Raw genomic sequence first — 21,715 nt, forward strand, 5'->3', positions numbered from 1 at the left:
TTCCACTCAATTTGATGCCAAAACAGCCAAATTATGTGACCCACATCCGGTTAATTAGCCTCATAAGTAAGGGATCTTGATGGTTGTCACAGTTCTGTCTTTTATGAATGGAAACCGGTTTCCGTATAATGTCCAATCATCCTCGCAATAACTTTTTACATTTTGAGGATGGTTGTCGATGTTCAAGATTATGCTGTGCTGCTCTGCCGGGATGTCCACCAGCCTGCTGGTCAGCAAAATGATCGATGTTGCAAAAGAACGGGGCTTGCCCGTGAAGATAGATGCGTATGGCGTATCCGAATTTGATACGCAGTTTCCGCACTATCAGGTGGTGCTTCTCGGACCGCAAGTGAAATACATGTTAAAGACACTCTCAGACAAGGCAGCGACGCAAGGCATTCCGGTGCAGCCCATCGACATGATGGATTACGGCATGCAGCGTGGCGATAAAGTACTGGACTATGCTCTGTCGCTTATCGAAGCGGCACACTAAAAGGTGTTCACATGAGTTCGTTATATCAATCTATGGTCGCGGTCATTGAGCAATCAATTACCCCGCTGGCCGCGAAGCTGGGTCAGCAAAAGTATGTGATTGCCATCCGCGACGGCTTTACCGCCGCGCTGCCGTTTATGATCATCGGCTCGTTTATGCTGGTGTTTATCTTCCCGCCGTTTTCGGCGGATACCACCAACAGCTTCGCCCGCGGCTGGCTGGATTTCTCCGAGACCTACCGCGAACAGCTGATGCTGCCCTTTAACCTCAGCATGGGCGTGATGACCTTCTTCATCTCGGTGGGGATTGGGGCGAGCCTGGGGCGTCAGTTTAACCTCGATCCGGTGATGTCCGGCCTGCTGGCCTTTATGGCCTTCCTGCTGGTCGCAGCACCCTATGCCGATGGCAAAATTTCGACCCAGTATCTCTCCGGCCAGGGGATCTTCACTGCGCTTATCACCGCGATCTACTCCACCCGCGTGTACGCGTGGCTGAAGCAGAACAACGTCACCATCCGCCTGCCGAAAGAGGTGCCGACCGGCGTGGCGCGTTCGTTTGAGATCCTGATCCCGGTGATGGTGGTGATCGGAACGCTGCACCCGCTGAACCTGTTCATTGAAGCGCAGACCGGGATGATCATCCCGCAGGCGATTATGCACCTGCTGGAGCCGCTGGTGTCGGCGTCTGACTCCCTGCCCGCGATTCTGCTCTCCGTGCTGCTGTGCCAGATCTTCTGGTTCGCGGGTATCCACGGGTCGCTGATTGTCACCGGCATCATGAACCCGTTCTGGATGGCGAACCTCTCTGCAAACCAGGCGGCACTGGCGGCGGGCGCGGCGCTGCCGCACGTTTATCTGCAAGGTTTCTGGGATCACTACCTGCTGATTGGCGGCGTAGGCTCGACCCTGCCGCTGGCGTTCCTCCTGCTGCGTAGCCGCGTTACCCATCTGCGCACCATCGGCAAAATGGGCGTTGTGCCAAGCTTCTTTAACATCAACGAACCGATTCTGTTCGGCGCGCCGATCATCATGAACCCGATGCTGTTTATCCCGTTCGTGTTCGTTCCGCTGGTCAACGCCTGCCTGGCGTACGGCGCAACTAAACTCGGCTGGCTGGCTCAGGTGGTTTCGTTAACCCCGTGGACCACGCCCGCGCCGATTGGCGCCTCGTGGGCGGCGAACTGGGCGCTGAGCCCGGTGGTGATGTGCCTCGTCTGCATGGTGATGTCGGCGCTGATGTACCTGCCGTTCCTGCGCGCCTATGAGCGTACGCTGATTAAAAACGAAGAGCAGAAAGCCCAGGCTGCAACCGTGGGTGCCGCTGAAGCCACAAGCAATTAAGTCAAAGAGGAAGGGTCATGAAATACGCATTTCCCGATAACTTCTGGTGGGGCAGCGCAAGCTCCGCTCTCCAGACGGAAGGGACACGAGAGGGTGAAACCACGTGGGACTACTGGTTTGCCCGCGAGCCGAACCGTTTTCACAACGGCGTGGGGCCGCAGCACACCTCCACGTTTTATCAGCACTGGAAAACGGACATTCAGCTGTTAAAACAGCTGAACCACAACAGCTTTCGTACCTCGATTAGCTGGGCGCGCCTGATCCCCGACGGCATCGGTGAAGTGAACCCGGACGCGGTCGATTTTTACAATCAGGTTATTGATGAGCTGAATGAACAGGGCATCACGCCGTTTATCACCCTGTTCCATTTCGACATGCCGATGGCGATGCAGGAAATTGGCGGCTGGGAAAACCGTGACGTAGTGGACGCTTACGCCCGCTATGCGCAGATATGCTTCGAGCTGTTCGGGGACCGCGTGCTGCACTGGTTTACCTTCAACGAGCCGATTGTTCCGGTGGAAGGCGGTTATCTGTACGACTTCCACTATCCGAACGTGGTGGATTTTCGTCGGGCGGCCACCGTGGCGTATCACACGGTGCTGGCCCATGCGAAGGCGGTTCAGGCCTACCGCGCCGGGCACTACGCGGGTGAGATCGGCATCGTGCTGAACCTGACGCCGTCTTACCCGCGCTCCCGGAACCCGGCAGACGTGAAGGCAGCGCACATTGCGGATTTAATGTTTAACCGTAGCTTCCTCGACCCGGTGCTGCGCGGGGAGTATCCGGCCGACCTGGTGGCATTGCTGAAATCTTACGATCAGCTGCCCGCCTGCAAGCCGGAAGACGGCTTCCTGATTGCGGAAGGGAAAATCGACCTGCTCGGCATTAACTACTATCAGCCGCGTCGCGTGAAGTGTCGCGACAGCGCGGTGAACCCGCAGGCGCCGTTTATGCCGGAGTGGTTCTTTGATAATTACGAGATGCCGGGCCGCAAGATGAATCCGTACCGCGGCTGGGAAATCTACGCGCCGGGTATTTACGATATTCTGGTTAACCTGCGCGACCATTACGGCAACCCCCGCTGCTTTATTTCGGAAAACGGCATGGGTGTCGAAAATGAGCAGCGCTTTATTGAAAACGGCCAGATTAACGATCAATACCGCATTGATTTTATTTCTGAGCATTTATCGTGGCTGCACAAAGGTATTAGCGAAGGCTGCAATTGCCTTGGCTACCATATGTGGACGTTTATTGATAACTGGTCGTGGTGTAATGCGTATAAAAACCGCTACGGTTTTATTCAGCTCGATGTAGAGACGCAGCAGCGCACCATTAAAAAAAGCGGAGAGTGGTTTGCCGCCACCGCCTTAAATAATAGTTTTGATAAAGAGTAAAGATAATGATCGCACTAGAAGAAGCCGTAATGGAAATTATCGTCAACGCCGGGCAGTCCCGCAGCCTGTGCTTTGAAGCCCTGCACGCGGCGCGCCAGGGCAACCTTGACGAGGCCAAAAGCCTGCTGCGCGAAGCCGACGGCTACGCGCGCCAGGCGCACAAGATGCAGACCAAACTGATTGAGCAGGACGCGGGCGAAGCCCGCCAGCCGATGACATTAATTATGGTGCACGCGCAGGATCATTTAATGAATTCGCTATTAGCGCGTGAATTATCTGAAGAGATTATTCATTTATATCAGAGATAGTCTATGGCGAAATAATTTAATGTAATACCTCTGTACCTAAAACTAGAAATCCACTTGTTCTGATGATAGCGACATATTCTGTCAGATCGGAGCGGGATGGTTATTGTCTGAATAAAATTAAACTATATTGAGATAACCATGAATACGATTAAAAAACTTCCATTAACCATGGCGGTTATCGCCGCGCTTTGCCCAATTTCCGTCCTCGCTCAGGAATTCACGCAGGAGCAAATCGACGCCATTGTGGCGAAAGCGGTGGATAAAGCCCTGGCCGAGCGTCAGGCTAAAATGGATGCGGCGGTCGCGAAAAAAGCGGACGTGGTGACCGAGCCGCAGAGCGCGGCGCAATCTCCGGATATGGCGATCCCGTTCGGGGTTAAATTTACCGGCTACGCCCGCTACGGGGCGCACTTCCAGGCTGCCGATCAGAAATACGTGGCGGTGGACGGCTCCTACAACGGCGCGTCCGCCATTGGTCGTCTGGGTAACGAAGGCAACGGTGGCGAGTTCCAGCTCTCTAAAGCCTTCAAGGGCGAAAACGGCGCCATCTGGGACATCAACGTGATGATCGACCACTGGGGCGACGAAGTTAACCTCAAGAAAGCCTACGCCGGCGTGACCAACATTATGGCCTCCAACCCGAACGCCTACTTCTGGGCGGGTCGCGACTTCCACCAGCGTCCGCAGCAGGGCATCAACGATTACTTCTGGATGAACCACGACGGTCAGGGCGCCGGGGTGAAGAACTTCGATATCGGCGGCGTGCAGTTTGACGTCGCTGCCGTGGCGGCAGTGGAATCCTGTAGCCCGGAAGTGATGGAAGACGAAGCGAACCCGTCACGCATCACCTGTACCGGCGGGTCCGGCACGGGCGACAAAGGTAACTACGCGGCCACCTCTAAAATCCACGGCATGAAGCTCGGTCCGCTGGATCTGGAGCTGTACGCCAACTACGGCTTTGATTCAAAAGCGGTAGAGAGCGACGAGCGTCTTAACGCCTGGCAGGGTGGCGTGGTGCTGAGCCACACAAACGACAGCGGCGTGAACAAGGTGATCGCCCGCTACTCCGATAATTCGGACAACAGCGTGTTCAATAAAACCGAAGACCTGACCACGGTCTACGCCAGCTTCGAAGGGCTGTACAAATTCACCCAGGCGACGCAGGTGGAGTACATCCTCGCCTTCCACGATTACGACAATAGCCGCGATAAGACCGACAACCGCAAGAACTACAATGCCATCGTGCGCCCGATGCACTGGTGGAACGACGTTCACTCCACCTGGCTGGAAGCGGGCTGGCAGCACGTGGATTACGACAACGGCGGCGACAACAAGGGCTGGAAGCTGACCCTGTCGCAGAACATGTCTATCGCCATGGGGCCGGAGTTCCGCCCGATGCTGCGCTTCTACGTGACCGGCGGCAAGGTGGATAACGAACGCACCGCGCGCGTGAACAACACCAAAGATGAGACGCTGGACGACTTCAACGTCGGCGCGATGTGGGAGGCGTGGTTCTAAAGTAAAAGCAAAACGGCAACGAAAGTTGCCGTTTTTAGTGTTCGCTCCCTCTCCCCGTGGGAGAGGGCCGGGGTGAGGGCATCAGGCCGCACACAACCATGCTATGCTGTTGACCGAATTAACGACAACATAACAGGGGAGAACATGGGTTCCACACGCAAAGGGATGCTCAACGTCCTGATCGCCGCCGTTTTATGGGGCAGTTCCGGGGTTTGCGCGCAGTACATCATGGAGAAAAGCCACATTTCTTCGCCTTACCTGACCATGGTTCGTCTGCTGTTTACCGGCGTGATCCTGTTGACGCTCTCCTTCGTTCACGGCGACAAGATTTTCTCGGTCATCAAAAACCGCAAAGACGCCCTCAGCCTGCTGTTTTTCTCGCTGGTTGGCGCGCTCACCGTGCAGCTCACCTTCCTGCTGACGATTGAAAAATCCAACGCTGCGACGGCCACCGTGCTCCAGTTTCTGTCGCCGACCATTATCGTGGCATGGTTTGCGCTGGCGCGGAAAACGCGTCCCGGCATATTTGTCTTATCCGCGATTTTCACGTCGCTTGTGGGTACCTTCCTGCTGGTCACCCACGGCGACCCGACGTCGCTCTCCATCTCGCCTGCCGCGCTGTTCTTCGGTATCGCCTCAGCGTTTGCTGCGGCGTTTTACACCACCTATCCATCGACGCTGATTGCCCGCTACGGCACGCTGCCGATTGTCGGCTGGAGTATGTTGATTGCGGGATTAATGCTGACGCCGTTCTACGCCGGACGCGGCACCACCTTCGTGATCGACGGCGGCCTGCTGCTGGCGTTTTTCTACCTGGTGGTGATTGGCACCGCGCTGACGTTCAGCCTGTATCTGAAAGGCGCACAGATGATCGGCGGGCCGAAAGCGAGCATTCTGAGCTGCGCCGAACCGCTGAGCAGCGCGCTGCTGTCGGTGGTGTTGCTGGGGGTGGCATTCACCCTGCCGGACTGGCTGGGGACGCTGTTGATTGTGTCGTCGGTGGTGTTGATTTCGATGGATTCACGCAGAAGGGTTAAGGCATCGGCGTAGCCTGATGCCCTCACCCCAACCCTCTCCCACGGGAGAGGGAGAAAAGCACTACTTCGCCTTAACCTTCCCCGCCACCAGCAGCGCCGTCAGCAGCATCAGCGTGCCGGAAATCACCAGCGGTGACGTCAGCCCCAGATGGTCGAGCGCTACGCCGCCCACCGCCGCGCCGCAGGTGTTCGCCAGCTGGATCACCGCTACCTGAATCGACCCGGCTTTTTCCGCCTGATCGGCAAGCGAGCGGGTGATCCACGTCGACCAGCCCACCGGCACCAGCGCAAAGGCAAAGCCCCAGATAATCGCGATCGCCGAAGCCACCCACTTATCGCTACCCCACAACACCAGCACCGCGGCGCTGATCGCCAGCACCAGCGGGGCACCCGCCAGCGCCACCTTCAGGGAGCGCTTCAGGAACTGAGACGACAGTGAGGTGCCGACAAAGCTGGCGATACCGAAGCTCAGGAGCACCAGCGTCAGGCCGTCCACGTCAAAGCCCGCCATGGTCATATACACCGGGCGAATATAGGTAAAGAAGGCAAACTGCCCGGCAAAGGCCATGAAGATGGCGGTCATCCCCGCCAGCACGCCCGGACGTTTCAGCAGCGCGAACATGTTCTGTTTGTGGTGCGCCGCCTCACCCGGCAGGGACGGCAGCGCCTTCCACACCCAGATAATGCACAGCACGCCCATCACCGCCGCCGCGTTAAAGACGTTACGCCAGCCAATAATCCCGCCGAGGAAGCTGCCCAGCGGCGCGGCAATCACCAGCGCGATAGAGACCGCACCGAAGATAACGGAAAGCGCTTTTGGCACCGTCCGCGCGGGCACCAGGCGCATGGTCAGCGAGGCGGACATCGCCCAGAAGCCGCCTAATCCCAGCCCCAGGCAGGCACGGCCGAGCAGCAGCAGGGTGAAGCTTTCAGCGAAAGAGACCAGCAGGCAGGAGAGCGTCAGCAGCACGCTGAACAGAATAACCACCTTGCGACGGTCGATGGTGCCGATCGCCTGAGTGATAAACAGGCTGGCGAACATCGCCACAAACGCGGTGACGGTAACGGACTGCCCCGCCACGCCCTCGGAAATGCCCAGATCCTGCGCCATCGGCGTCAGCAGGCTCACCGGTAGAAACTCAACGGTGATCAGGCAGGCGACGCAGAACGCCACGGAGAAAACCGCCGACCAGTTGGGGCGCGACACCTCTTTGGTCTGCGGTCTGGTTGTGGGCTGGATATGTTCTGTCATGGCATCACCTGAAGATAAAAACGTGCGGAAAAGTCGCGCAGTTTATCATCAAAAGTGTGACGAATTTAACGTTTCGACAACTTTTCTTGCATCGCTGCATTCGCCAGCCCAACGATCCACTCCTGGTGCCCGTTGATCATCGGATTCGGCACGGTGCGAGCAAGTTCCTGTGCAGGAACGCCTTTCTGCGACTCCTGAGTCAGAATACGGACGCGGTTTCCCGGCAAGTCTTCAAACAGCCAGGCGTGGATCACATCCAGACGCGAGCTGGCATCGCCCTCCACCCAGCCGTGCCAGGCGATCCGTGCGGCTTCGCCGTCAACGGGCGGAACATACTCCGTGACCTGCGCCTCAACCGGGAAGCCAAAGGTCGTAAAGCGGAAGCGGGCGTTGGCGCTCAGTTCCGGACCGCTGCCGTCGTGAAAACGAATATCTTCGGCGTTGCTGTAGTAGTTCGGCCACAGGGTAGTGTCGTTAAGCTGCGCCCAAATCTCTTTTGCGCTCAGCCCGGCGACGATGATTTCGTTGGATGCAAAGTTATCGGTTGTGCCTGGCAGGTAGTCGTTTGGCCAGATAATGGCGGATTGTTTCATGGTTCACCTCATCAGCGAGTGGATGAAGTGATGGTGCGCCTGCGGCAGATATAAATCTAATGACGATGCTTTATACTCTTCATCACGTTTCGTGATATCAGTGCAGATAAAACACGCCCTCTTCCGGGAGGAAAAGCTGGTTATAGCGCAGCTGGAAGGCGTCAAGCTCCTGCGGATCGGGCTCTATCTCGCGCATGAAGCCGAGCGCGAGGCGGATTTGCGCATCGGTGATCGGTGCGGCCAGGCGGGCTTTACGCAGCATGCGGTGCCAGGTATGCAGATTCTCTTCGCTCCCGTCGACGATGCAGACCTGCCAGATAAGCAGGACCTGGGCGGCGTTTTGCAGGTGCGCTTCGTCTGGGCGCTCAAGGTAGCGGATAAACTCATTGCCCGGCGTTTTACCGAACTGGTCGATCATCGATTCTACCGGCATCGGGGTGATACCCAGCCGTTCGCTCAAGCGTTTGATGGCGCGGCGGGAATCCGAGGTCAGGACACGAAACCCAACTACAAACACCACGGCAAGCGTTGCCAGCATTATCCAGACCATGCGTTCTCCTTAGACTAGCCGCCCATCATAGCGGGAAACGCAACGCGTCGACAGCGGGCAGCGCCATAATAGTGAACGGAAAAGAGGTAGCAAAACATCATGAAAGCGGATCTGCGCACGCTGGATCTAAACCTGCTGAAAACGCTTGACGCTCTGCTGGATGAACGCAGCGTCACCCGCGCGGCGGCGCGTCTTGCTCTGACCCAGCCCGCCGTGAGCGGCATGCTCAACCGCCTGCGGGACTACTTCGACGATCCGCTCTTTATCCGCGCCCCGCACGGCATGGTGCCATCCACGCGCGCGGAAGCGCTGGCCGCTCCGGTGAAGCGCATTCTCGCGGATATCGACGTGCTGCTTCAGCCCGTTGCCTTTGACCCAAATACCGCTCGCCTCACCTTCACTCTTGCCGCTACGGATTATGCACTTCGGGCGGTTGTTGTGCCGTTTATCGCCGCCCTTAAAACACAGGCGCCTGGCATACGCGTGCGCGTGGTGCCCGTTACCCCCGGTAGCCTTGTCAGCCAGCTTGAGCAGGGCGCTATTGACGTAGCGCTTATCACCCCCCACACCACGCCCGATGAGCTTCACAGCCGTGCGCTTTATGAAGAACGGTACGTATGCATGATGCGCGCCGATCATCCAAACGCCGGAGAGCCAATGACGTTAGACCGATTTTGCGCCCTTGAGCATGTGCTGGTCTCTTACGAGGGAGACGGCTTTCGCGGGGTAACCGATAGCGCGCTGGAGAAAATTGGCCGGACGCGGCACGTGGGGCTCTCGGTGAGCCACTTTTTGGTTCTGCCGGACGTGCTGGCCCTCAGCGATATGATTGCCGTCGTGCCGTCACGCATCGCGGAAAATCAGACGGGGATGTTCATCTGCGAGACGCCAGTTCCAGTGCCAGGCTTTACCAAGAGCATGGCCTGGCACGGCAGAACGCACCGCAATCCCGCGCAGGCGTGGCTGCGCGGGCTGTTGCTGCAAACCAGTCAGCGGGCCTGAAGCCCCTTAAGCAGCGCCTCGTGGAAGCGCTCAGGATCCTGCATCTGCGGCGCGTGGCCCATGTCGTTAAATTCCACCAGCGTAGCGTGCGGGATGCGCTTCGCCGTCTCCTTTCCCAGCACCGCATAGTTGCCGAGCGTTTTGCGGATCTCAGGCGGGGCGAGATCTTTCCCGATGGCGGTGTTGTCCTTCGTGCCGATCATCAATAATACCGGCATCTTCAGCTCGTTAAATTCATAGACGACCGGCTGGGTATAAATCATGTCGTAGAGCAGCGCCGAGTTCCACGCCACGCGCGCTTTGCCTGGCCCGTTGTTTAACCCGGCAAGCATGGTGACCCAGCGCTCGTACTCCGGCTTCCACTCCCCGGCGTAGTAGGTGTTTTTCTCGTACTGACGAATGCCGTCGGCGCTGACTTTCAGCTCGCGCTGGTACCACTGGTCAACCGTGATATGCGGCACGCCGCGCGCTTTCCAGTCTTCAAGCCCTATTGGGTTCACCATCACCAGCTGCTGCACCTGCTGCGGCCACATCAGCGCGTAGCGGGTCGCCAGCATGCCGCCGGTCGAATGGCCGATGACCGTGACGCGATCGACGCCCAGCGTTTTCAGCAGCGCGTGGGTGTTATCCGCCAGCTGCTGGAAGGTGTACTGATAATGCTCCGGCTTGGTGGATTTGCAGAAGCCGATCTGGTCGGGTGCGATCACGCGATACCCGCTGGCTGAAAGCGCGCGGATCGTGCCGTCCCAGGTACCGGCGCAGAAGTTTTTGCCGTGCATCAGCACCACGGTGCGGCCGTTGGGTTTTTCCGGCTTCACGTCCAGGTAAGCCATATCCAGAGACTGGTTTTGCGAGGTAAACCTAAAGTGTTTTACCGGCCAGCCGTAGTCAAAACCTTCCAGCTTCTCGCCGTAGGTAGGTGCATTCGCGGCCATTGCGGGGGAGGCCAGCGCCATCAGCAGCGCCAGGCAGGACAATCGTCGGGTTAACATGCAAGCTCTCCGTTAGCAAAGGGGGCTAAGGCTGCACGAAAGGCGGCAGCAAAAACACTGTAGAGCATGGAGAAGGGTGAGTGTGTAAAGCGGGGTAAAGGTGTGGCGTGCAAATAAAAAAGCCCGGCATCACACACCGGGCAAAGAAGTTACCTGCACACTCAGGCTGTTTTTAATTTCTGCGCGCGATTTTCACGGCGAATTTTACGTTCTTCCAGCACCGCGACCATCGCCATCAGGACGATACAGCCGATCGCTGCCGCATCCAGCGCCGCGAAGGTGCCCGCCCAGCCGGTGAGGCCGAAAATCGGCGTGCCGTCGGCGATCATCCCCAGGCCCAGCTTGGCGAAGCTGTCGCCGATCAGGTAGGCGAAGGTGCCTTTAATCCCATCGGCGGCGCCGATCGCTTTTTTCGGCACGAACCCTACGGCCGCCACGCCAATCAGCAGCTGAGGGCCAAACACCAGGAAGCCGAGCGCGAACAGGGACGCCAGATAAACGTACTGGTTGCTGGCGTGCTGGTAAACGCCGAGCGTGGCGATAATCAGCGCCAGCGCGATGCAGGCCACCAGCGCGCGACGGCCGTTGGCGAGGTCGGAGAGCCAGCCCCACAGCAGCGTGCCGACCAGCGCGCCCACTTCGAACAGGGTGAAGCCCTGAATCGCCACCTCTTTAGAAAGCTTCAGCTCCTGGAAAGCATACACGGTTGACCACTGGTCAATGCCGATACGCACCACGTAGAGGAAGATGTTTGAGAAGCAGAGCAGCCAAATCACTTTGTTTTTCAGCACGTACTCAACAAAGATCTGCCATTTGGTCATCTCGTTCTCTTCGGTCTCTTTGTCCTCTTCGCTGATCTCCTCGCCGAACAGCTCTTCGGCTTTGCCGAGGCCGTACGATTCCGGGGAGTCGCTGCCGTAGCGAAGGCCGATAAAGCCGACGATCAGGGCGATAATCGACGGGAAGATAAACATGCCGATCACATGGCCGTCGAACAGGTAGTTTGCGCCGAACAGCGCTACGCCAGCCGCGCCCGCCCCGCCGAGGTTGTGGGAGATGTTCCACATGCCGAGGTAGGAACCACGCTTGCGGCGCGGGGTCCATTTGGTAATGGTGGAGTAGCTGCACGACCCGCCGGTACTCTGGAAGAAACCGCTCAGGGCGTAGAAGGCGATCATCAGGAACAGGCTAACGGACCCCGCGCCCATGCTGGCGCTGAAGCCGAGCATACAGATGGCGGAGAGGATCAGCATAAACGGCAGGAACTGCTTGGTGTTTTTGCCGTCCGCGTAGTAGGACACAACCGTTTTCCCCACGCCGTAGGTGATGGAAAAGCCCAGGCCAATCATCCCCAGTTGGGTCATGCTCAGCCCGTAGGTCGAGATCATGTCGTTCTGCGCGATGTTAAAGTTTTTGCGGATCAGATACATGGTCAGGTAGCCGATGAAGACCACCAGATAAGACTGCATGAACGGTTTGAACCACATCTTGCGCCGCAAGTCGAGCGGCAGATCCAGGGTCGGCTTGCGCACCTGGTTTAAGAAGGCCAGCATGGTTGGTTTACTCCTGAGCTGATTTTTGCAGCATTGTAAAAACCAGCCAGGAGAGATGCCTGAGACAGCGTCCAGGTGAAACCGGGAAAATTTCTTAGTTTTGCGCGTCTCGGCAGCAAAAGGTGAGGCGCGTCACGCTTCGCGCGGCGCCTGCGCGTGCAAAAACGGCAGTAAAAGCAGGGCGGAGATGCCCGCCGCGATGGCGATCACCGCGAAGAACCCGCTCCAGTGCCAGATGTCGATCACCCGCGCCAGCGGCCAGCCGGAGAGCGATGCGCCAAGATAGGCAAACAGCCCGACAAAGCCCGTCGCCGCGCCGGCCGCCTCTTTGTGGGAGCACTCCGCCGCCGCCATGCCGATCAGCATCTGCGGGCCAAAGACGAAAAATCCGATGGTGAAGAAGCACGCCGCCTGCATCACGTAGCTGGCGAACGGCATCAACCATAGTGAGCCGACGGAGAGCAAGATCCCGGCGGCAAAAATCAGGTTCATCGGGCCGCGGTTGCCGTTGAACAGCTTGTCCGAGCCCCAGCCCGCCACCAGCGCGCCGATAAATCCGCCCAGTTCAAACATGGTCACCGCCGAGTTGGCGGTCACCAGATCCACGCCGAGCGTCTCGGACATGTACAGATTGCCCCAGTCGTTGATGGCCGCGCGCACCACGTAGACCAGCACGTAGCAGAGCGACAGCAGCCAGATGTAGGGGTTTTTCAGCACGTATTTGGTGAGGATCTCCTGGCGGGACAGCCCGGCCCCTTCCTGCTGCTGGGCGATCTCCATCTCGTCGTGCCGCCAGTCGCCCACCGGTGGAAGGCCGACGGTCTGCGGCCTGTCGCGCAGGCGCCAGCAGAGGAACAGCCCGGCGACAATCGCGAGGCCACCGGCTATCATCATCCCCGCGCGCCAGCCGTAGTGCAGCGCCGCGGCACCCACCACCATCGGGATCAACGCCCCGCCGACGTTATGCGCGGTGTTCCATATCGCCCACCAGCCGCCACGCTCGTTGCGTGAGTACCAGGCGGTCAGCAGGCGGGCGCAGACCGGCGCGCCCCAGCCCTGGAAAAAGGCGTTCAGCGCCCACAGCAGGGCGAAGGCCCAGAGCGAGGTGGAGAAGCCAAACAGAATATTCACCACGCCGGTGGCGATCAGCCCGACGCCCATAAAATAACGCGCGTTGGAGCGATCGCTGACGATGCCGGAGAAGAACTTCGACAGGCCGTAGGTGATGTAAAACAGCGTCGCCAGCAGGCCGATATCGGTGCGGGTCATCACGCCGCTCGCGAGGATCTCCGGCGCGGCGGCGTTGAAGCTTTTGCGGGTAAAGTAGAACAGCGCGTAGCCGAGCCAGATGGTAATCAGGATATGGCGACGCCAGTAGCGGTAGCGGGAGTCGATTTCCGCTTTGTTGCTTAGCGGGGCGGCGCTGGCGGGGGTTTTAAACATGATGCGTCCTTAACGGCAAACTGACGCTGACGCGCGTCCCGTGGGTGCAGGAGAGGCTCAGCGTGCCGCCAAGCGCCTTTACGCGCTCGCGCATGCCCGCCAGGCCAAAGCCCTGCTGGCCGGAGCCCGGCGGCAGGCCGCAGCCGTCGTCTTCAATTACCAGCATCAGGCGCTCGTCCTGCTGCCAGCCCTGGATCGTGACCGCGCTGGCACTGGCATGTTTGACGATATTGTTCAGCCCCTCCTGACAGACGCGGAACAGGGTTACGCGCTGGCCTTCGCTCAGCGCAGATTCGTTAATTCGCCAGTCGAGATGGCTGACAATGCCGCGGCTTTCCAGCTCCATCTCGCGCATCAGGGAGCGTACCGCCTGCTCCAGGGAGAGATCGTCAAGCTGGCGCGGGCGCAGCCGCCCTAACAGGCGACGAACGGAATCATAGACGCCCAGCGAAAGCTGTTCGATATGCGCCCCGCCCTGCTTCACGCCCGCGTTTTCTGCCGCCAGGCGCTGAACAATGCCCGCCTGGGTACGGATGGCGGTGATGGTCTGGCCGATGTCGTCGTGCAGCTCGCGGGCAACCTCTTGCCGCACGCTCTCTTCCGTCTCCAGCAGACGCTCCGCCAGACGGCGGTTGCGCGCCAGCTCGTTTTGCAGGGACTGGTTCAGCTCGCGCAGGCGCTGTATGCCCGCGCCGAGCAGCAACCCGGTCAGGCTCTGGGCCAGCAGGGAAAGCAGTAAATCTACAGGATGATCGTGCCAGGTCTGGCTGGCAATCAGCGCGATGGCGTTCATCAGCGTGGCGATCAATGCGCCCTGCCAGCCGTAGTGCCAGGCAAGGGCGATGATCGGCAGCGCCAGACAAAACGGCGTGAAGCGTGATAATTCAGCGGGGAGACCAAGCTGGAGCCACAGGCTCACCACAAACAGCAGCAGATACCAGATGAGATGCCGGGCGCGCCAGTTCACCGGCTGGGAGACCAGCGCCGGGCCGAGCGGCTGCCAGACAGTGCTTGTAAGATAATGCCAGATCACAAGGCAGGTCGGGGCCAGCGTCAGGCCGCCGGTAAGGGTCAGCAGCAGGGCGTTAAGCACCTCCTTTTCACCCACCCACGGCAGGGACTGCAACAGCGCGGCGGCAATTAGCGCCGCCCCCTGACGCAGCAGCGTGCGCCAGTCGCGCTGGTGACGGTAGCGGGAAATCAGGGCGACCGGGATAAGCGTGAGCAGGCTTCCGGTCATCAATAACGGCAGATGCGCCAGCGCCACTTCCTGCGCCAGCCAGATCAGCATCAGCCACTCTGCGCCCAGCAGCACCGGCCAGTAGCCGCGCGGGCATTGCAGCATCAGCCCCAGACGCAGGCCAAAGGGGAACAGCAGCACCGCCAGCTCCGGGCGTTCCACCAGATGCAGGCTGATACTCCACAGGCAGAACCACGCGGCGGAGAAGATAAAAAAGCTGGCGACAACGGCGATCAGCCGCGAAAAAAGGGAGTTCATTGCCAGCTGTCAAACATACGGCGCGCCAGCTCGACATCGTTACTGACGTTGAGTTTTTCCATCAGGTTGGCGCGATGAACGTGAACGGTCTTTGGCGACAATCCCAGCTCTACGGCAATCTCTTTCACCGACATGCCCTGGGCAAGTTTCTCTGCCACCTGACGCTCGCGTCTGGTGAGTGGATCCTGCCGTCCCGCCGCCAGCTTGATGGCGATATCCGGCGTCAGGTAGCAGCCGCCGGTGGAGACGGTGCGCACGGCGGCGATCAGCTCATCCGGGCTACAGCGTTTTGAGAGGAACCCGCGCGCCCCCGCGTTGAGCGCCTGCTCGACCAGCGCCGGGCTGTCGTGGACCGAGAGCATAATGGTCGCCATTCCTTTCGGCAGCTGGCTTAACAGCTCAAGCCCGGAGAGATCCGGCATTGAGATATCGCAGATACAGACCTGCACCCCGCGCCCCGGCAGGCCCGCCAGCGCCTCGCGACCGGAGCCAAACTCGGCCACGACCTGGAAATCCGGTTCGAGGTTGAGAAGCTGGGCAAAGCCAGAGCGGACGATAAGGTGGTCGTCAATAAGGGCGATGGTGGTCATGTGTGTTCCTGCGGTCTGAAAAAGCCGGATGGCGCTGCGCTTATCCGGCCTACAAGAGCGAAAGACGCTTACCTTAAGCGATCTATTCGAAGAACACCGCAATTTTGTTAAACATGGTGGGATCGGACTGGTTGCGCGCCACGTTGGTGACGTCTTCCAGCTTGTCGATCTGCGCTATCATCTGCTCCAGACGCTGGTCGTCGTTGACCAGTAGCCAGATGCGGCTGTGCTCGCTGCCCTGAATCGGCAGGCAGAGAATGCCTTCCACGTTAAATGCCCGGCGGGCAAACAGCCCGCAGACGTGGGTCATGACGCCAGGGTGGTTGCGGACGGTGAGTTCCAGAATGACGTTATCATGTTGTTTCTGCATGGCTTATTCTCCCACCATCTCAGTATTTGCCGCACCCGGCGGCACCATCGGATACACTTTTTGTTCAGGGTCGATACGCACGTGGATCAACGCCGGGCCAGGGCGAGAAATCGCATCCTGCAACGCCGCGTGGGCATCTTCTTCGGCGTTCAGATCGCAGGTGTGCAGGCCAAAACCAGCGGCAATCTGCATGAAGTTGATCATCCCCGGATAGGTCGCCGCAAACACGCCCTGCTTATAGAACAGGCTCTGCTGCTGGTGTACCAGACCCAGCGCCTCGTTGTTCATCAGAATGATTTTGACGTCTAACTGGTTTTCGGCCGCCGTCGCCATCTCCTGAATATTCATCATCAGGCTGCCGTCACCGGAGAAGCAGATCACCTTACGGTCCGGGTTGGCGAGCGCCGCGCCAACCGCTGCGGGCAGGCCGAAGCCCATGGTGCCAAGGCCGCCGGAGGTCAGCCACTGGCGCGGGCGGTTCAGCGGATACGCCTGGGCAGTCCACATCTGATGCTGGCCGACGTCGGTGGTGATAATCGCGCTGTCATCCACGCAGGCGGCAACAGCGTTGATAAGACCATAGTGGCTCAGCGGGTCGCCCTCGGTTGGGATAGCGCCCGGGAACTCGCGTTGCAGATCGGCCACCAGCTGGCGCCAGTCGGCGCGGTCGGTTGCCACCGTCTGCGGGATCAGCTGCGCCAGCACCTCGGCCACGTCGCCCTGGATCGCCACGTGCGGCTGCTTGATTTTACCCAGCTCGGCGCGGTCGATATCCACGTGAATGATTTTGGCGTTCGGGCAGAACTGCTCGGTTTTGCCAATCGCCCGGTCATCAAAACGCGCCCCCATAACTATCAGCAAATCCGCCTCTTGCAGGATGTAGTTGGTGCTGCGCGCGCCGTGCATGCCCAGCATCCCTAAAGATAATGGATGCGCTTTGGGCAGCATACCCAGCGCCATCAGGGTCATGGTGGTCGGCAGGTTGGCTTTTTCCGCAAACTGGCGGATTTCATCCGCGGCGTTGATCGCCCCGCCGCCCAGATACAGCACCGGGCGTTTGGCGGCGTTGATCATTGCCGCCGCATCGCGCACGCTCTCAGCGCTGAACTCCGGCGCGGGGGCACGCTCGCCCGGCTCCGGCAGAATGTCGATCTCGATCTCTGCGGTCTGGACATCCTTAGGAATGTCTATCCACACCGGGCCCGGGCGGCCAGACTGCGCAATGCGGAACGCATCGCTGATAACCTGAGGCAGCTCGCTGATATCGCGAACTAAATAGTTATGTTTGGTGATGGGGATAGAGATGCCGTAGGTATCGACTTCCTGGAACGCATCGGTGCCGATCATCGAGGACGGCACCTGGCCGGTAATGCAGATCAGCGGAATGGAGTCGAGACGCGCGTCGGCGATGGCGGTCACCAGGTTAGTGGCGCCCGGCCCGCTACAGGCCATACAGACCGCCGGTTTACCCTGGGTACGCGCCATGCCCTGGGCGATAAAGCCTGCGCCCTGCTCGTGGCGCGCCAGCACGTGGCGGATCTGTGTGCTTTGGCTTAACGCATCATACAGCGGCAGCACGGTCCCACCCGGGATGCCCGCAACGGTGGTGATGCCCTGTCGTTCCAGTAAATGAACAATCAGCTGCGCGCCTGTAAAACGCGTCTTGGTGGATGTTGTGCCCGAACTTGCCATGCTCCAGTCCTTTTCTTCTGAGCCAGCTTTACGCGTCGTAGTTCAGGTTGCAAATGCGTTGGCTGCGTTCCCTCACCCCAGTCACGTACCTATGTACGCTCCTGGGGATTCGCTCACTTGCCGCCTTCCTGCAACCCGAACTACTTAGCGTATCCGGGAGGGGTCCTAAACGAAAAACCCCGCCCGGTTTGCGCCGGCGGGGTTTTGGATTCGTGTGTTGATCCAGTCCCTACGGCGCATTGCCGACGACCACCACCACACGCACGACGACCACTGCGGCAGGTTGCGCAGTTTTTAGTAGGGTCGAAGTGAAGATGGATGAAGTCATTGGGGACCTGTGTTTGGAATCATTGATTGGATTTATACAAACACAGGTTTTCGGGCGTGACAATGGAAATATTTTCATCTGCGCAAAAATGCGTCAGGGATCACGTTTCAGTAAGTTGCTCGCTCATTCCAGGCATCACTATAGATGACATTGCCGTCACAATACTTCCAGGTGATTTTCTCGTAGCGTATAAGAACCGTTTTAAGGTGTGTTCCGGTGTTTGCGCCGGGATACAGGTCTGGTGTGATTGAGGTTATTTTCACATTCTCAAGGAGGATATTAAAATATTCCTATTCTAAACCCGCCTCATTAATCTGATACATCTTAATAGTGGCTGACTTGAGCATTCTTCCCGTACTCAGCGCCCGAAATAAAATCGGGGTTACACGATCAAATTCCTTCTGAAACATGACGGGCATGTGTATGCGCGTGCCCGTTAATTTCCCGGTATTTCCGTCGACTGGGATATTGACATTATGAGTGAACGATTTGAGTTCAATTGCACCTTCACGCCCTGACACAAGGCAAGAGCCAACCATGGGAGAACCATTTTCATCTGTTAAAAACAAATAAGCTGGGTTTGACATAAAAAAAATCCTTTTTATATGATTTAATCGTACTTATCAAAGTGGCCGAAAATTATCGGATGTACGATAATAAATACAATGATAGAAATGAATGTTAGTAATACCCAGTGGTCAGGCACTAACCACAGAAACAAAGAGGCGCACGCAAAAATATAAACAGGGAATAAAATATCCGTGAATAGAATTGATAACAGACTCTTAAACATGCTCCGTGCTCTTTAAGTCTTTATAAATTGCATCGAAATCCTTATAGAATCCCAACTGCACCTTCTTAATGAGTTCAGACAGGAAAGGCTCAAAAAAGTAGTAAAGCATCTCCAGTTGTGCGGCATAGAGGGTGGCGTAATACTTAGGGTCCAATGTTTTCAGGCGGCGAGCAGCAAGAGCGCACTTCTGTTCCGTTCCAATCAATTGAAGCGCCATGACAACGTTAGGTACGCGGCGTGCAAGCCGTTCGACGACGATTTCAGACAGCAGGCCTGATTCGGACAGGGATTTGGCCAGACCCCATGCTATTGCTAAACGCGCGGCCTTGCTGGTCGGTATGTTATTAACAAGCCCTGTTACTTTTGAATCTATCTTACGAACGCGATTGTGTTCATTCCCATTTTCTGAATCGGAAATAACACGTTCAAAATAAAGATAGAGCATGTGTGCTATTACATCGCGATAACGGTAAAGCGAGAGAATTGAGAGGTACATTCTCTTTTCTTCTGAGAGAAGCTCGTCACATACATCGTGATAGCTGGGGATTAAGCATGATGAGTACCAACTTACACGCTCAATTCCTGAGTAAATATCAGAGCCGATCCCCTTTAATGCTCTCCATGTTCCTGCAACACCTTGCTGTCCATAAATAGTCAACTGCCTGTCACTCTGGAACTTCATCTTTAAATAATCAGATGCTTGCATAATGTGTCCACACAATGATTGCGGCTATAGAAATATACATTGAAAAGTCCAGAAATTCAAACCAGTAAAATTGCTTTACATAAACATTCACATAAAAAATAAGTCAGTACGATTTTATTTATTAGGTTATATACGAAACAACTTAATTACTTGAAGGGCATTAGCGGTTTTTATTAGTTCACACATTTTTAGTTTAATCATTGCAAAATGAGTCTAATACCTATCTCTATAAAGAGAGTTGCATAAGCGATGCTATCCCGTTCACAACGAAGCTAAATAGCAGAAACCTCGCTTTTACAGCAGTCTTTTTATGGGCAGACCAGAAAACAAAAAACCCCGCCTAAGCGAGGTTTTTATCAGGGTTTTGCGGTTGGTTGCCGCAGAACACACTGTGTTACGTCAACGCGAAAAGTATACGCGATCGAAGACGAACGCGCAATTCCGGCACGGATTTTGACGTTTTTGAGTATGGATCGCCTTCCAAAATTTGTCCATAAAATACTGTTCATGCATACAGTATTTATCTATACTGAGGGTGTTCGCAGTGAGCGAGGGGGCCGCAGTTTACCGGCGCAACGAAGTCCTGGCTGAAACGGGTGGTGCCGTCAGTGCCTTAACCCCTGAAGTGAGCACACTGTGTTACGTCAATCCAGGTGCTGGCCACAGGCGGCGGAAAGGTACGCCAGCATCGTGCTCCTTTTAACCAAAAGGAGACGCGTATGAGCGTCGTGGATATGGTCATACTTGTCCTCAAACTCATTGTTGCTGTATTGCAACTGCTTGATGCTGTCCTGAAATACGTTAAGTGATTCAGGTTCAAGTCGCACCTGAGAGGGGCGGGCAACCGCCCCTCTTTAATAACGAGGGAATGCTATGTCGCGTCTGTTAATTGAGCCTGTTACGCCTGATGAACCGGGCTATATCGCCCTGAAGGCCGAGAGTATCGCGTTGAATTTCAATATGCTGCGCAGGCTGGAAGAGAACTGGCAGCGCGGTGAGAATCGCTTTAACGCGCCGGGTGAAAAGCTGCTGGGGGCGTTTCTTAACGGCAGGCTGGTGGGCGTGTGCGGCCTCAACCGCGATCCGTTCAGCCAGCAGCCGCGCGCCGGACGTATTCGTCATCTCTATGTCAGCGAAAAGTGCCGTGGGCAGGGCATTGGCAAACAACTTTTGACCGTGGTGATGGCGGATGCCAGCATCTGGTTTGATTTTCTTAATACCCATGCGCCGGAAACCGCGTACGGATTTTACCATCGGGCGGGCTTCAGGCTGGTGTCAGACGAACCCCGGGTGACGCACCGCCTTTTTTGCGCAGTGTAAGCGGCTGGCAGCATCGACGGGTGAATGTTACAGTTGGATGACATTTCACCAACCGATACGCCATGGCCATCACCGTTTTCTGCATTTTACTGTTCGCCGCACTGCTGCATGCCAGCTGGAACGCCATCGTTAAAGCCGGAACGGATAAACTCTACTCGGCGATCGGAGTCAGCGGTTCAGCCGCGCTTATTGCCCTGATTTTACTGCCCTTCTCTCCTCAGCCAACTGCCGCAAGCTGGCCATATTTGTTCGTCTCCTGTGCGTTACAGGTGGTGTATACGGTACTGGTGGCAAAAACTTATCAGGTCTCCGACATGAGCCAGACCTACCCCCTTATGCGCGGGACGGCCCCTCTGCTGGTGGCGCTGATCAGCGTAATGGTGCTCGGGGATCATCTCTCCTGGCTTGCGTGGTCCGGCATCGGGGTCATTTGTCTTTCGATTCTGGCGATGGCGATGAACGGCCGCATGCAGTCACGCAAGGGGATCTGGCTGGCGCTGCTGAACGCCTGTTTTATCGCCGGGTATACCCTGGTGGACGGCACCGGTGTGCGACTCTCGGACACTGCGCTGGGCTACACGCTCTGGACCTTCTTCATGAACGGTTTCTGTCTGCTGAGCTGGGCAATGGTGGCGCGGCGTCGCGAAGCGTCCAGCTACCTGCGCCTGCACTGGAAAAAAGGGCTGCTCGGCGGCGTCGGGACGATGGGATCTTACGGTCTGGCACTCTGGGCGATGACCCAGGCACCGCTGGCTGTGGTCGCCGCACTGCGTGAAACCTCTATTCTCTTCGGCGCATTAATCGCATTTGTGCTTTTAAAAGAGAAGGTTGCCGGCCTGCGCATCGCGGCGGCACTGGGTATTGCTGCCGGTGCGATCCTGCTGCGCCTGGCGTAATTCGCTGGCAACATTAGTTGCCGATCTTGTTTACAAATCCTGCCTTC

At 57.3% G+C, this 21,715-nt stretch carries 22 protein-coding genes and 1 pseudogene; 10 read left to right on the plus strand and 13 right to left on the minus strand.

What is annotated here, in order from left to right; all coding sequences use genetic code 11:
- Positions 1-178: 178 nt before the first annotated feature.
- The 6 genes from CU081_RS03385 (at position 179) to CU081_RS03410 (ending at position 6,103) form a co-directional block, all read left to right on the plus strand.
- Positions 179-493 (plus strand): PTS sugar transporter subunit IIB, encoded by a 315-nt coding sequence (locus CU081_RS03385; RefSeq protein ID WP_003861034.1) that lies wholly within the window; start codon positions 179-181, stop codon positions 491-493.
- Positions 494-504: 11 nt separating this feature from the next.
- Complete coding sequence (locus tag CU081_RS03390) at positions 505-1,833, plus strand: PTS cellobiose transporter subunit IIC (RefSeq protein WP_003861036.1); 1,329 nt, start codon at positions 505-507, stop codon at positions 1,831-1,833.
- Between the two features lie 17 nt (positions 1,834-1,850).
- On the plus strand, positions 1,851-3,227 hold the full coding sequence (locus tag CU081_RS03395; RefSeq protein ID WP_022650104.1) for a glycoside hydrolase family 1 protein: 1,377 nt from the start codon (positions 1,851-1,853) through the stop codon (positions 3,225-3,227).
- A 5-nt stretch (positions 3,228-3,232) separates the two neighbouring features.
- Positions 3,233-3,535 carry a PTS lactose/cellobiose transporter subunit IIA gene (locus tag CU081_RS03400; RefSeq protein WP_014168006.1) on the plus strand — a complete coding sequence of 101 codons (303 nt, stop codon included), beginning with the start codon at positions 3,233-3,235 and terminating at the stop codon, positions 3,533-3,535.
- A 138-nt stretch (positions 3,536-3,673) separates the two neighbouring features.
- The gene (locus tag CU081_RS03405) at positions 3,674-5,053 is read left to right on the plus strand and encodes a carbohydrate porin (RefSeq protein ID WP_022650103.1); all 1,380 of its coding nucleotides are present in this window, start codon (positions 3,674-3,676) and stop codon (positions 5,051-5,053) included.
- A 144-nt stretch (positions 5,054-5,197) separates the two neighbouring features.
- On the plus strand, positions 5,198-6,103 hold the full coding sequence (locus tag CU081_RS03410) for an EamA family transporter (RefSeq protein WP_023315096.1): 906 nt from the start codon (positions 5,198-5,200) through the stop codon (positions 6,101-6,103).
- Between the two features lie 48 nt (positions 6,104-6,151).
- On the opposite strand, the gene nepI is transcribed toward CU081_RS03410, so the two are convergent.
- The 3 genes from nepI to CU081_RS03425 form a co-directional block, all read right to left on the minus strand.
- Positions 6,152-7,342, minus strand: coding sequence for a purine ribonucleoside efflux pump NepI (gene nepI / locus CU081_RS03415; protein ID WP_022650101.1), 1,191 nt, complete (start codon positions 7,340-7,342; stop codon positions 6,152-6,154).
- 65 nt (positions 7,343-7,407) lie between these two features.
- Positions 7,408-7,935 carry an SRPBCC domain-containing protein gene (locus CU081_RS03420; RefSeq protein ID WP_003861040.1) on the minus strand — a complete coding sequence of 176 codons (528 nt, stop codon included), beginning with the start codon at positions 7,933-7,935 and terminating at the stop codon, positions 7,408-7,410.
- A gap of 97 nt (positions 7,936-8,032) precedes the next feature.
- Positions 8,033-8,485, minus strand: a complete 453-nt coding sequence (locus CU081_RS03425; protein WP_003861042.1) for a DUF1198 domain-containing protein — start codon at positions 8,483-8,485, stop codon at positions 8,033-8,035.
- A 99-nt stretch (positions 8,486-8,584) separates the two neighbouring features.
- On the opposite strand from CU081_RS03425, the gene CU081_RS03430 reads away from it, so the two are divergent.
- Positions 8,585-9,487: a LysR family transcriptional regulator gene (locus tag CU081_RS03430; protein WP_003861044.1), complete on the plus strand. Its 903-nt coding sequence runs from the start codon at positions 8,585-8,587 to the stop codon at positions 9,485-9,487.
- On the opposite strand, the gene CU081_RS03435 is transcribed toward CU081_RS03430, so the two are convergent.
- The 10 genes and pseudogenes from CU081_RS03435 to CU081_RS03485 form a co-directional block, all read right to left on the minus strand.
- Positions 9,475-10,479, minus strand: a complete 1,005-nt coding sequence (locus tag CU081_RS03435) for an alpha/beta fold hydrolase (RefSeq protein ID WP_003861045.1) — start codon at positions 10,477-10,479, stop codon at positions 9,475-9,477. The two genes, CU081_RS03430 and CU081_RS03435, sit on opposite strands and share 13 nt — an antisense overlap.
- A 161-nt stretch (positions 10,480-10,640) precedes the next feature.
- Positions 10,641-12,032, minus strand: coding sequence for a hexose-6-phosphate:phosphate antiporter (gene uhpT / locus CU081_RS03440; RefSeq protein ID WP_022650100.1), 1,392 nt, complete (start codon positions 12,030-12,032; stop codon positions 10,641-10,643).
- Positions 12,033-12,164: 132 nt separating this feature from the next.
- Complete coding sequence (locus tag CU081_RS03445) at positions 12,165-13,475, minus strand: MFS transporter (RefSeq protein WP_003861050.1); 1,311 nt, start codon at positions 13,473-13,475, stop codon at positions 12,165-12,167.
- On the minus strand, positions 13,468-14,973 hold the full coding sequence (gene uhpB / locus CU081_RS03450; protein ID WP_003861052.1) for a signal transduction histidine-protein kinase/phosphatase UhpB: 1,506 nt from the start codon (positions 14,971-14,973) through the stop codon (positions 13,468-13,470). Before uhpB ends, CU081_RS03445 begins: the two co-directional genes overlap by 8 nt.
- Positions 14,970-15,563 (minus strand): transcriptional regulator UhpA, encoded by a 594-nt coding sequence (gene uhpA / locus CU081_RS03455; RefSeq protein ID WP_003861054.1) that lies wholly within the window; start codon positions 15,561-15,563, stop codon positions 14,970-14,972. The genes uhpB and uhpA overlap by 4 nt, the downstream gene beginning before the upstream one ends.
- A gap of 82 nt (positions 15,564-15,645) precedes the next feature.
- Positions 15,646-15,933, minus strand: a complete 288-nt coding sequence (gene ilvN / locus CU081_RS03460) for an acetolactate synthase small subunit (RefSeq protein WP_003861055.1) — start codon at positions 15,931-15,933, stop codon at positions 15,646-15,648.
- A 3-nt stretch (positions 15,934-15,936) separates the two neighbouring features.
- Positions 15,937-17,625, minus strand: coding sequence for an acetolactate synthase large subunit (ilvB, locus tag CU081_RS03465; protein WP_003861056.1), 1,689 nt, complete (start codon positions 17,623-17,625; stop codon positions 15,937-15,939).
- Between the two features lie 229 nt (positions 17,626-17,854).
- Positions 17,855-17,953: an ilvB operon leader peptide IvbL gene (gene ivbL, locus CU081_RS03470; RefSeq protein WP_057979964.1), complete on the minus strand. Its 99-nt coding sequence runs from the start codon at positions 17,951-17,953 to the stop codon at positions 17,855-17,857.
- Positions 17,954-18,060: 107 nt separating this feature from the next.
- A pseudogene (locus tag CU081_RS03475) lies at positions 18,061-18,540 on the minus strand (Hcp family type VI secretion system effector).
- A gap of 198 nt (positions 18,541-18,738) precedes the next feature.
- Positions 18,739-19,452, minus strand: a complete 714-nt coding sequence (locus CU081_RS03485) for a hypothetical protein (protein WP_022650097.1) — start codon at positions 19,450-19,452, stop codon at positions 18,739-18,741.
- Positions 19,453-20,171: 719 nt separating this feature from the next.
- Between CU081_RS03485 and tisB the strand changes: the two genes are divergently transcribed.
- From tisB to CU081_RS03500, 3 genes are all read left to right on the plus strand, one after another.
- Positions 20,172-20,261, plus strand: a complete 90-nt coding sequence (gene tisB / locus CU081_RS03490) for a type I toxin-antitoxin system toxin TisB (RefSeq protein ID WP_022646551.1) — start codon at positions 20,172-20,174, stop codon at positions 20,259-20,261.
- 64 nt (positions 20,262-20,325) lie between these two features.
- Positions 20,326-20,772 carry a GNAT family N-acetyltransferase gene (locus CU081_RS03495; RefSeq protein ID WP_003861064.1) on the plus strand — a complete coding sequence of 149 codons (447 nt, stop codon included), beginning with the start codon at positions 20,326-20,328 and terminating at the stop codon, positions 20,770-20,772.
- 62 nt (positions 20,773-20,834) lie between these two features.
- The gene (locus tag CU081_RS03500; RefSeq protein ID WP_022650096.1) at positions 20,835-21,668 is read left to right on the plus strand and encodes a DMT family transporter; all 834 of its coding nucleotides are present in this window, start codon (positions 20,835-20,837) and stop codon (positions 21,666-21,668) included.
- Positions 21,669-21,715 lie beyond the last annotated feature (47 nt).

It is taken from the genome of Enterobacter sp. CRENT-193 (assembly GCF_002787395.1).
Classification (GTDB): domain Bacteria; phylum Pseudomonadota; class Gammaproteobacteria; order Enterobacterales; family Enterobacteriaceae; genus Enterobacter; species Enterobacter hormaechei_C.

Excerpts from the sequence above, each read along its gene's own strand:
- CU081_RS03390 (WP_003861036.1), top strand. The coding sequence starts at position 505 with ATGAGTTCGTTATATCAATCTATGGTCGCGGTCATTGAGCAATCAATT.
- ilvB (WP_003861056.1), bottom strand. The coding sequence starts at position 17,625 with ATGGCAAGTTCGGGCACAACATCCACCAAGACGCGTTTTACAGGCGCG.
- tisB (WP_022646551.1), top strand. The coding sequence starts at position 20,172 with ATGAGCGTCGTGGATATGGTCATACTTGTCCTCAAACTCATTGTTGCT.
- uhpA (WP_003861054.1), bottom strand. The coding sequence starts at position 15,563 with ATGACCACCATCGCCCTTATTGACGACCACCTTATCGTCCGCTCTGGC.
- CU081_RS03495 (WP_003861064.1), top strand. The coding sequence starts at position 20,326 with ATGTCGCGTCTGTTAATTGAGCCTGTTACGCCTGATGAACCGGGCTAT.
- uhpB (WP_003861052.1), bottom strand. The coding sequence starts at position 14,973 with ATGAACTCCCTTTTTTCGCGGCTGATCGCCGTTGTCGCCAGCTTTTTT.
- CU081_RS03420 (WP_003861040.1), bottom strand. The coding sequence starts at position 7,935 with ATGAAACAATCCGCCATTATCTGGCCAAACGACTACCTGCCAGGCACA.
- nepI (WP_022650101.1), bottom strand. The coding sequence starts at position 7,342 with ATGACAGAACATATCCAGCCCACAACCAGACCGCAGACCAAAGAGGTG.
- CU081_RS03425 (WP_003861042.1), bottom strand. The coding sequence starts at position 8,485 with ATGGTCTGGATAATGCTGGCAACGCTTGCCGTGGTGTTTGTAGTTGGG.
- uhpT (WP_022650100.1), bottom strand. The coding sequence starts at position 12,032 with ATGCTGGCCTTCTTAAACCAGGTGCGCAAGCCGACCCTGGATCTGCCG.
- CU081_RS03485 (WP_022650097.1), bottom strand. The coding sequence starts at position 19,452 with ATGCAAGCATCTGATTATTTAAAGATGAAGTTCCAGAGTGACAGGCAG.
- CU081_RS03500 (WP_022650096.1), top strand. The coding sequence starts at position 20,835 with ATGGCCATCACCGTTTTCTGCATTTTACTGTTCGCCGCACTGCTGCAT.
- CU081_RS03395 (WP_022650104.1), top strand. The coding sequence starts at position 1,851 with ATGAAATACGCATTTCCCGATAACTTCTGGTGGGGCAGCGCAAGCTCC.
- CU081_RS03400 (WP_014168006.1), top strand. The coding sequence starts at position 3,233 with ATGATCGCACTAGAAGAAGCCGTAATGGAAATTATCGTCAACGCCGGG.
- CU081_RS03435 (WP_003861045.1), bottom strand. The coding sequence starts at position 10,479 with ATGTTAACCCGACGATTGTCCTGCCTGGCGCTGCTGATGGCGCTGGCC.
- CU081_RS03430 (WP_003861044.1), top strand. The coding sequence starts at position 8,585 with ATGAAAGCGGATCTGCGCACGCTGGATCTAAACCTGCTGAAAACGCTT.
- CU081_RS03385 (WP_003861034.1), top strand. The coding sequence starts at position 179 with ATGTTCAAGATTATGCTGTGCTGCTCTGCCGGGATGTCCACCAGCCTG.
- CU081_RS03410 (WP_023315096.1), top strand. The coding sequence starts at position 5,198 with ATGGGTTCCACACGCAAAGGGATGCTCAACGTCCTGATCGCCGCCGTT.
- ivbL (WP_057979964.1), bottom strand. The coding sequence starts at position 17,953 with ATGACTTCATCCATCTTCACTTCGACCCTACTAAAAACTGCGCAACCT.
- CU081_RS03405 (WP_022650103.1), top strand. The coding sequence starts at position 3,674 with ATGAATACGATTAAAAAACTTCCATTAACCATGGCGGTTATCGCCGCG.
- CU081_RS03445 (WP_003861050.1), bottom strand. The coding sequence starts at position 13,475 with ATGTTTAAAACCCCCGCCAGCGCCGCCCCGCTAAGCAACAAAGCGGAA.
- ilvN (WP_003861055.1), bottom strand. The coding sequence starts at position 15,933 with ATGCAGAAACAACATGATAACGTCATTCTGGAACTCACCGTCCGCAAC.